General features: G+C 53.3%; 4 protein-coding genes. 3 read left to right on the top strand and 1 reads right to left on the bottom strand.

The window, feature by feature from the left end:
* Window positions 1-607 precede the first annotated feature (607 nt).
* Window positions 608-3,118: a cell division protein FtsA gene (locus ACY69O_RS06825; protein ID WP_462332718.1), complete on the bottom strand. Its 2,511-nt coding sequence runs from the start codon at window positions 3,116-3,118 to the stop codon at window positions 608-610.
* 175 nt (window positions 3,119-3,293) lie between these two features.
* On the opposite strand from ACY69O_RS06825, the gene ACY69O_RS06820 reads away from it, so the two are divergent.
* From ACY69O_RS06820 to ACY69O_RS06810, 3 genes are read left to right on the top strand one after another with little or no spacing between them, the layout of a single operon-like run.
* Window positions 3,294-4,574, top strand: coding sequence for a DAK2 domain-containing protein (locus tag ACY69O_RS06820; protein WP_462332717.1), 1,281 nt, complete (start codon window positions 3,294-3,296; stop codon window positions 4,572-4,574).
* A gap of 13 nt (window positions 4,575-4,587) precedes the next feature.
* Entirely contained in the window at window positions 4,588-7,827 is a 3,240-nt protein-coding gene (locus tag ACY69O_RS06815; protein ID WP_462332716.1) for a DEAD/DEAH box helicase, read from the top strand.
* Window positions 7,828-7,844: 17 nt separating this feature from the next.
* Window positions 7,845-9,002: a DNA polymerase IV gene (locus ACY69O_RS06810; RefSeq protein WP_462332715.1), complete on the top strand. Its 1,158-nt coding sequence runs from the start codon at window positions 7,845-7,847 to the stop codon at window positions 9,000-9,002.
* Window positions 9,003-9,364: the final 362 nt, after the last annotated feature.

Here is a 9,364-nt window from a genome sequence, read left to right as displayed (position 1 = left end):
CATAAAGCTTCAGGAAAAATATTGCAAAACAGTCCTATCAAAAAAGTTATCGTTTCAACTGCACACTACCATCATACATCCATTGCGACGGGGCTAGCCCCGTCGCGCTGCCCCACCGCGGGGAAGTTTCCCCGCTGGACACCCCTCCAGCATTTCACCCGCGACGAGCGATATTTCTAGAACGAAAGAAAGTGCCTCCCGCGTCGGGGACTCCGTTTTAGCCTGGCAGAGCTATTCTTTTAATTTTTATGATAGACTCGGCTTTGCGTTGGGATAGCCGATACAGTTCGACGCGGTCGGATAAATTTTGAAATATACTTCAGCAGTTCCCACGCGGCTGAAGCTGAATAAGCCCGAAGGGCGTTAAGCGGGGTGTCAACATGCCAGTGGCATGTTGGCTTGGGGCAAGGACCCTGTGGGGAAGTTTGAAGGGGTGACGCCCCGTCAAAACTAAATGATGGAAAACCGTGATAAAAATTAAAAACAATCGCCGCGCTCAAAACTGAAAAATCTTAAATTTTAATAGCAGGAACAGCAAACATAAAAAGAGCCGACGATTCAAACGAATCGTCGGCTGTTGTTTATGAACAGTTTAACCCTGCTGCTCTCAGGAATGGAATTTCTTCCACGGGTCAGTCTTTTCCTCATTCTTCACAGGAGCCGGCTCTTTATCTCCCTTGAGCTTGGAGAGGTAGTCCCCCAAAAGGCTTTCCTTCAGCTTTGGCTCGTCTGAGGGCTGAGGAAGGGCGGTTTTTGCTCCTCCTATGGGTTTTACGTTTATATCCAGGCTGTCACCGTTCTTTATGGGGTCGGTGAACTGCGCAGGTTTTTTGTTTACCAGTATTTCCACGGTAACGCGGCTGGTTGCCGGGGGCGGTACGAAGCCCACCGCTGCCATTGCGTCGGCTACGTTGGTTGCGCGGCGCTCACTTTTTGTATAGCGCACGGCAGAGCCCTCCGTGAGAATGGTATTCGTGGTTGCGGGGCGTCCGTTAACCTCAAGGCTTACCACGGCGGAGGGAATATGCTTTTCTTCGCCGTTAAAATCAATGAGCAGGCTTGCTTCCAGCTCGGAAATGTTCAGCACGTCCCCCAGCTTCGGCTCTGCAGGCATGTCGTAGTCGATACGATCGCCCTCGTGAACCTCCGTGGAGATGGTTACAGGCTCGTCATCTACTCGTATTTCAGGTACAGCCGTGTACTGGGATGCGTTTCCGTTGAGAGTATAGGGAACCTTGCGTCCTGTCGGGGGAAAGCCTGCAGCGGCAAGAGTCTCGCCTATGGTGCGGAGCTTTTTCGCCGTGATGACGTCGCCGTCCTTGAGCGGCTGGTCAAGGGTGCTTGGCGCCTGATTGAGAAGAATCTGCGGCGTGAGAACCGTTTCTTCTCCGTTGATATACACTACAAATGACGGAGGCGTATCCAGCACGTCGGAAAGGGTGATGTGCGGCATTACGCCGTCCTGGCCGGGTTCGATTGCAATACGGCTGCCTTCGGCGATAGGCGTGTCGAGGGAGGCTTCTTCGCCGTTCAGGGTTAGCTTTGCGAGAGTTCCCATGGTGCCCGGGAAGAATTTCGACTGGCCCTCCACTGTGACCATGATGCCGAGGCCCGGCTTGCCGTTGAATTTTTTGAGCTGTATGCCGGCGTTCAGGAGCGCGTCCGAGACGGTGAGATCGCGAAAGTTGAACAGACGGTACTCCACATCATTGACGGATACTGTGAGAAAGTGAAGGGTGTTAAGGGACGCGATTTTCAAAATACCCAGCGGTGTGACGGCGTCAGGAAGCTTCAGCTCGTCGGGGAGCTCTTCGATACCGTCGATTTTGTCCGGGTGACGCACCGCGACGCGGCCCTTCGGCAGACTGAGTACATCTGCGAGGATATCCGCCAGACGCGGTGTGAGTGCGCCGCCGCCCACAAGAAGAACTGCCTGCGGCTCGTTGCCGTTCAGCTCTACTATCTGCTTCGCGATAGCTTCTGCCAGCTTTTCGATGCTCGGAAGAATCGGCTCGATTATATCCTTCGGCTTGAGCTTGTAGTGCATGCCGAGAATGTCGTCAAACTCTACCTCATGTCCGTCAGCCGCTTCGCGTTTGATGTGCTCTGCTACGTTGAAGTCCAGCAGGAAACGCTGTGAGATGGCTTCTGTTATTTCGTCGCCTGCCTGTGGAACCATGCCGTAGGCAATGACGGAGCCGTTTTTCGTGATGGCAACGTCCGAGGTGCCTGCGCCGATATCCACGAGAACCAGGTTCAGATGGCGCATGGTTGGCGGAATGAGTACGTTGATAGCCGCAATCGGCTCAAGGGTGATGGCGCTCATGTCGAGCTTTACGGACTGCAGCGCGGAGTCCATGGAGTCAATGACCTGCCGCGGCAGGAAGGTTGCGATTACGGAGGAGCGTGCGATTTTGCCGCGCTGTCCTACCAGTGTTTTAAGCTGCGAATCGTCGAGAGTATAGCGGATTGTGCTGTAGCCTACACAGTAATAGCGCGTGGGGTCGTCTACCGTTCCACCGGTGGCGAGCTTGCTCTGTGCGGCCTGTACGCCCGCGAAATCAAGCCGGCGCTCCTGCTCGGCAGTGATGATGCCGTTGACCTCCATTTCCGCCTCGGCGGTGGTGGTGTAGAGTGCGCGTCCTGCTGCCGCCACTGCTACGTTGTGAAGTGCGCCTACGGATTTTTCCAGCTTTCTTTTGACATTTTTTATGACGGCAGCTACCTGCGGCACATCATGAATCTGTCCGTCAAGCATGGCGCGCGTCTTGTGCTCCTCGCGCTCCGTGGCGATGATGTTCAGCGTGCCGTCGGCCTTCTGCTCGGCTACGATACCGATTACGCTGCGTGTACCTATATCAAGTGCAAAGATGCGCTCCCTGCGGGGCTTTTTCTCTGCTTCGGCGGTTTTCTTTTTTGTGGATTTGCGTTTTGCCGCGGTTTTTCTTTTCGTCGTTTTCTTTGCGGGCTTTTCTTTTACTTCCGCGGTCTCGGGAACTGATGTTATTACCGTCTCTTCCGTTTTCTCGGAAGCGGATTTTTTTGCCGTGCGGGCTGAGGTCTTTGCGGCCGTGCCTGCAGCAGTCTTTTTCGCGGTGGATTTTTTCTCTGTTGGCATAAAAATAGCTCCTCTGAAAAAATTTGAGATATTATTCAAAATAAATTCAAAATAAAAAGGTATTCTAGTATATATTCGCGAATAAGTATAAGAATACCTTTTTTTATGCGCAATTATTTCAAAATTTTTCAAGGCGCGGTACTGTCCGCGCTATATTATGTTCGGGGGCATCGGAATGGCATTGAGGAATTTAACCAACCGGGAAGTTATTACGGGAAGCGACTTCAAGCGCATGGTAACGGGCGCGTACAGTGAGTTTCTCCTTGAATATGAATCCATAAATGAACAGGCTAAAAAGGACAATCCAAAGCTGGTCACTCCGCCGGGTACGAATATCCTCCGTACCATGGGCGCGGCAGTGCTTCCTTTGGCAGATACGCAGGACGATACCATTGGCGGGCTTGCACGCAGGGTAGCCTCGGCGGCTGCTCTCGGCGCCCGCGGTTCGTCGGGCGTGGTGCTTTCGCAGCTTTTCCGCGGAATGGAAAAGGGGCTTCTCGGCAAAATAGACGCCACCTCCTCCGAGTTCGGAAAGGCGTTCCAGTACGGCATTCTCTATGCTCAGAGAGTGCTCCCCGAGGATGTGGACAGGCCTATTATCTCCACGGCCCGCGCCGTGGCAAAGGGCGCGTACAAGGCGGTCCGAGCTAATCTCCCCATATCTGAAATCCTTACCGCAGCCATAGAGGCAGGAGAGCGCAAGGACGGCAAGCCTCTTGTTGTGGGCGAGCGCATCATGGTGGATTTCCTTCGCGGCTGCCAGAAGGGCCTGAACGGAAATTTTGTGTCCCCGATGCTTAACTTTTCTGTGGGAACGGGCGACCAGAAGCTGGGGATTCCCGACCCGCGCAAGGACGAGGTTCACCCGTACTGCCTGACCTTTGAAATCGGAAATTCCAAGGGCGACGCTGAGCGCCTTGAGGAATATCTGCAGTCGACAGCCAGCTTTATACTTGTGGAGCGGCACAAGGGAAAATTCACGGTTCATCTTCACACGGCGCACCCCGGCATTGTCCTTGAGCAGTGCGTGGGCTTCGGGCGCCTTGAATCTATTTTTGTGAACAATATGGCGGAGCCTCATGCCATGATACGGGCAAACCATTCGTTGATGCCTGTGGCTCTTTTGGCGGTGGCGTACGACGAAAAACACGCGGAGCGCCTGCAGAGTCTCGGAGCGAATCTCATTGCCCTGGGCGGCGAGGACGACACGCCTTCGGTGGGCGCGCTTGTGAACGCGGCGCACAGCGACCTGGCGGAGTCCTATGTCATGGTGTCCGACGGCACACGGCTGAATCTCGAGCTGCATGAGGTGAAACGCATACTCGGAAACCGCGTGGAAATAGTCACGGCAGGAAACCGCGAGGAGCAGGTGGCTGCGGTGCGTCTCTTTGACGGAAATCTTTCCGCAAAGGAAAATGCCGCACGCATGAACGCCATGCTTGCGAAAGAAAGCTGAGGAGAGAATTTCATTGCTGAAGGATATAGAAATCCGGTCTATAACGAATGAAGCGTTTTATGAGCGCGGACTTCGCTATTACCGGAACGGTGCCGTAGAAAAGATCGAAGTTGAGCCGGACGGCAGCGAAACTATATACAGGGGCCGCGTGCGCGGAAATCTGGACATATATTCCGTGAGGGCGGTCATACGCGGGGAGCAGGTGGAAGAGTGGTCCTGCACCTGTCCCGCTGCTGAGCAGTATAATGACGCCTGCAAGCACGTAGTGGCGTTTCTGAAAAAAGTACAGGAATTACAGCGGCGGGAAGCCGCAGGCCGGAGCACCCGAGTCATGAAAAAGGAAACGGGGCTCAGGCTTTTTTCCATTTTCGGAGAGGGAAAAGATGTCTCTCCCATCAGAAAAGACGATGAACCTCTCAGGATTGAGCCGAAGCTTTTTGTTTTCCGCGAGTACGGAAACGTAACGAACTGGCTGGAGTTCAAAATAGGAAGGGAAAGGCTTTATGTCCTCCGAAATATTCCCGAATTCATGCGAACCTACGACAGCGGTCTGCCTGTTGAAATGGGAAAGCAGCTCACTTTGGAGCCTGCAAAGCTGCGCTTTGCCCCGGGGCTTTCGGAAAAGCTTTGGCATTTTCTGCGACGTGCGTATCAGGACGTGGCAAGCACGGAGGTCTACAGCTCCTATTTCCGTTCCTCGTATAACAACGTAAGCACCATGTTCGAACAGAAGCGGTGCAAGCTCACGCCGAGACTTCTTCGTGAATTCCTTGAGATTATGCGGGACACGTCTTTTTCCGCCGTGCTCAACGGCAAAAAGGAGCAGACGGTACACATAGAGGACACGGCTCCCGAGGTGCGAATCCGTGTGGACGAGGCCGAGGGCGGCGCGAGGATTTCCCTTTTGGAGCCTGATGACATGGTTCTCCTTGATGCCACGGGAGAAAACGTGCTCATAGGAAATACGATTTACAGGCCTGAAAAGGATTTTGCCGAAAGGCTGAAGGCTATAGAGCAGGCTTTTTTGAACTCCCGAACCCTGCGGCTGAACGACGAGCACATGGCAGGCTTTTTCGCTGAGGTGCTTCCGAAGCTGGAAAAGGCGGCCCACGTAGAGGTGGACGGAGTTTTTTCTGCACGGTACGAAATGATGCCGCTGGCTGCGGAGGTCTATCTGGATTATTTCAGGGAGGGCGTATCCGCAAGGCTGCTTTTCCACTACGGGGACGCGTCCTTTAACCCTGTAACACAGGAGCCGCCTGCCCTTTCGGACGGACGTCATCTAATACGGGATACGGAGACGGAGCGGAAAATAAGGAGCATTTTTGACGCCTTTTCATTTGAGCAGGAGGGCGACAGGCTGGTGCAGCCCGATGAAGAGCCCTTTTACGAATTTCTGGAGGAAGGTCTTCCCGAGCTTTCGAAGCTGGTGGACGTGTACTATACGGAGGTTTTCAAAAGAAAGCCTGTCTCAAAAATGCCGAAGGTAACTCTGGGCGTCAGCGTCAATGATGAAAATCTTCTTGAGGTGTCCTTTCAGAACCGCGATTTCGATTTTGACGAGCTTATCGGGATTTTGCAGTCCTACAGGCTGAAACGGAGATATCACCGTCTGAGGGACGGGAGCTTTGTATCTCTCGGGGACCAGCAGCTTTCCGCGTTGGCAGAGTTCGTGGAAAACGCAGGCATAAGCGGAGCTGACGGCAAAAAGGCGGAAATCCCCCTTGCAAAGGCCATGTATCTTGACTCCCTGGCCCGGGAGGACAGTACTCTCCGTCTTGAGCGTGACAGGAGCTTCAAGCACCTTGTACGGGATATCAGAAGCCCTGAGGAATCGGATATTACAGTGCCGGAGGAGCTTTCGGGGGTCATGCGCGACTATCAGGTCACGGGCTTTTCGTGGCTGTCGGGGCTTGCGGCACACGGACTTGGCGGTATTCTGGCGGACGATATGGGACTGGGAAAGACACTTCAGGTGCTGGCATTCCTTCTTTCCAAAAAAGAAGAAGGCAGGGAGCCTTCACTGGTTGTCACGCCTACTTCACTTATGTACAACTGGCTTGATGAAGCGGCGCGGTTTACGCCGGGGATTAAAGCCGCAGCTATAGACGGAACGAAAAAGGAGCGCGGGGAAAAGCTCGCCTCCGCGGACTGCGACCTGATAATCACCACATACAACATGCTGAAGCGTGATATAGAGCTTTACGAGAAAATGAAGTTCAGATACTGTTTTCTGGACGAGGCCCAGCACATAAAAAATCCTACAACGCAGAACGCCAAGGCCGTGAAGCGTATACGGGCGGAAAGGTGCTTTGCGCTAACGGGAACGCCTATAGAGAACACTCTGACAGAGCTTTGGTCTATCTTTGACTTTCTCATGCCCGGGTATCTCGGAACACACAAAAGATTTCACTCACATTTTGAAATTCCTATTGTCCGCGCGCAGGACCCGCAGGCATCGGCAGAGCTTCGCCGGCACATAGCGCCCTTTGTGCTGCGCCGTTTGAAAAAGGACGTGCTCACGGAGCTTCCCGACAAGGTGGAAAGCCGCATGGTGTGCGAAATGACGACGAAGCAGACAAAGGTTTACGACGCGTATTTCGCGCAGGCACAGAAGGATTTCAGAAAAGAGCTGAAGGCTCACGGCTTTGACGCCAGCCACATAAAAATACTGGCGCTTCTCACAAGACTTCGCCAGATTGCCTGCGATCCGTCGCTGTTCCTTGAGAACTACGACGGCGGCTCGGGCAAGCTGGACCTTCTGGAGGAGATTCTGCAGGAGGCGGTATCCGGCGGTCACCGCGTGCTTATTTTCTCCCAGTTCACCACCATGCTTGCAAGGATTGCACAGCGCCTTTCCTTCATAGGACTGAAATATTACTCCCTTGACGGCAGCACGCCGGCGCTTACCCGCGTTTCGCTTGTAAAGGATTTCAACACTGGGAACGTGCCCGTGTTTCTCATATCCCTGAAGGCGGGCGGCACAGGGCTGAACCTTACGGGCGCGGACATGGTAATACACTACGACCCGTGGTGGAATCCTGCCGTCGAGGACCAGGCCACAGACCGTGCGTACCGCATAGGTCAGGAGAAAAACGTGCAGGTCATACGGCTGGTGACACGGGGAACCATTGAAGAAAAAATATTTGCGCTGCAGGAAAAGAAAAAAGCCCTCATAGACCGCATGATACAGCCGGGTGAGAGCTTTCTGTCCAAGCTCAGCGAAGATGAGATTTTGGAGCTGTTCAGATAAGGAAAGGAGAAGATATCATGGACCGCTGGATAATGCATGTGGATATGGACGCTTTTTTTGCCTCTGTAGAGCAGCGGGACCATGAGGAATACAGAGGAAAGCCTGTCATTGTCGGAGGACTGGGCCCGCGCGGAGTAGTATCCACGGCCTCCTACGAGGCGAGAAAATTCGGCGTGCGTTCTGCCATGCCCATGGCAACTGCAAGGCGCCTCTGCAAAAACGGTATATTCGTGTCGGGAAGCTACGAGACATATTCGGAGGTTTCACGGCAGATTTTTGAGGTGCTTTCGAGATTTTCCCCTGTCATAGAGCCTCTTTCCATAGATGAAGGCTTTCTTGACATCACGGGAATGGAAGGGCTCATGGAGAGCCGCAGGGAATACGGCATGCGGCTCAAAAAGGAGATTTTTGAGGCGACGGGGCTTGTTGCCTCCGTTGGTATCGCGCCGAACAAATTTCTCGCGAAGCTGGCATCAGACCTGGAAAAGCCCGACGGTCTTGTAGTCATTGAAAAGGAAGATATTCAGCGCGTGCTTTCGCCGCTGCCCGTAAGAAGAATATGGGGAGTTGGGCGCAGAATGAACGAAAAGCTGGCAATCATGGGAATCGAAACAATAGGCCAGCTTGCAAAGACGGATATCAGGAAACTGGAAAAAATCCTCGGAGAGCACTCGGCGAAGCACCTTTACGACCTGTCCCGCGGAATTGACGACCGCCCCGTAGAGCCGGAGCACGAGGCGAAATCCATAGGGCGCGAGGTGACATTTCCCGAGGATTTATACAGCCAGGAGGATATAAACACCGCGCTTCTGTACCTTGCAGGGCAGGTAGGCTGGCGCCTTCGCTGCGCAGGCACCATGGCGCATACCATACAGATAAAAATAAGGTTCGGAGATTTTTCTACCTATACAAGAAGGAAAACCCTGCCGCAGCCTACCGCTTATGATGAGGATATCTACGCCACAGCAAAGGAGCTTTGCGCGCTGGTGGCAATGCCGAAGGATTTGGGCGTACGCCTTTTGGGAATCAGCGGCAGCGGCTTCGGCGATTCAGCGGAAATATCACTTTTTGACGGTGCGGATACACAGAAAAAAGAAAAGCTTTATGACGCTATAGATTCACTGAAAGCGCGGTTCGGTGAGGGGATTGTGACAAAAGGAAAATTGATTAAGTGAGGGAAGTTTCCCCGCTGGACACTCCTCCGGCATTTCACCCGCGACGAGCGATATTTCAGAGCAAAAGAAAGTGCCTCCCGCGTCGGGGAATCCGTTTTAGCCTGGCAGAGCTGTTCTTTCAAGTTTTATGATAGCCTTGGCTTTACAGCGGGATAGCCGATACAGTTCGACGCGGTCGGATATATTTTGAAACATATCTCAGCAGTTCCCGCGCGGCTGAAGCTGAATAAGCCCGCAGGGCGTTTTAGGCAGGGTCAAGGGGTAAGACCCCTGTGGGGAAGTTTGAAGGGGCAAAGCCCCGTCAAGAACATATAGCGATAGGAAATGTTTGGCAAAACAGACTTAATCAAAAGGGATAACAT

It is taken from the genome of Schwartzia sp. (in: firmicutes), assembly GCF_978017985.1.
Note: the sequence above shows the minus strand (reverse complement) of the source record. Positions and strands in the feature narration are given on the sequence as shown.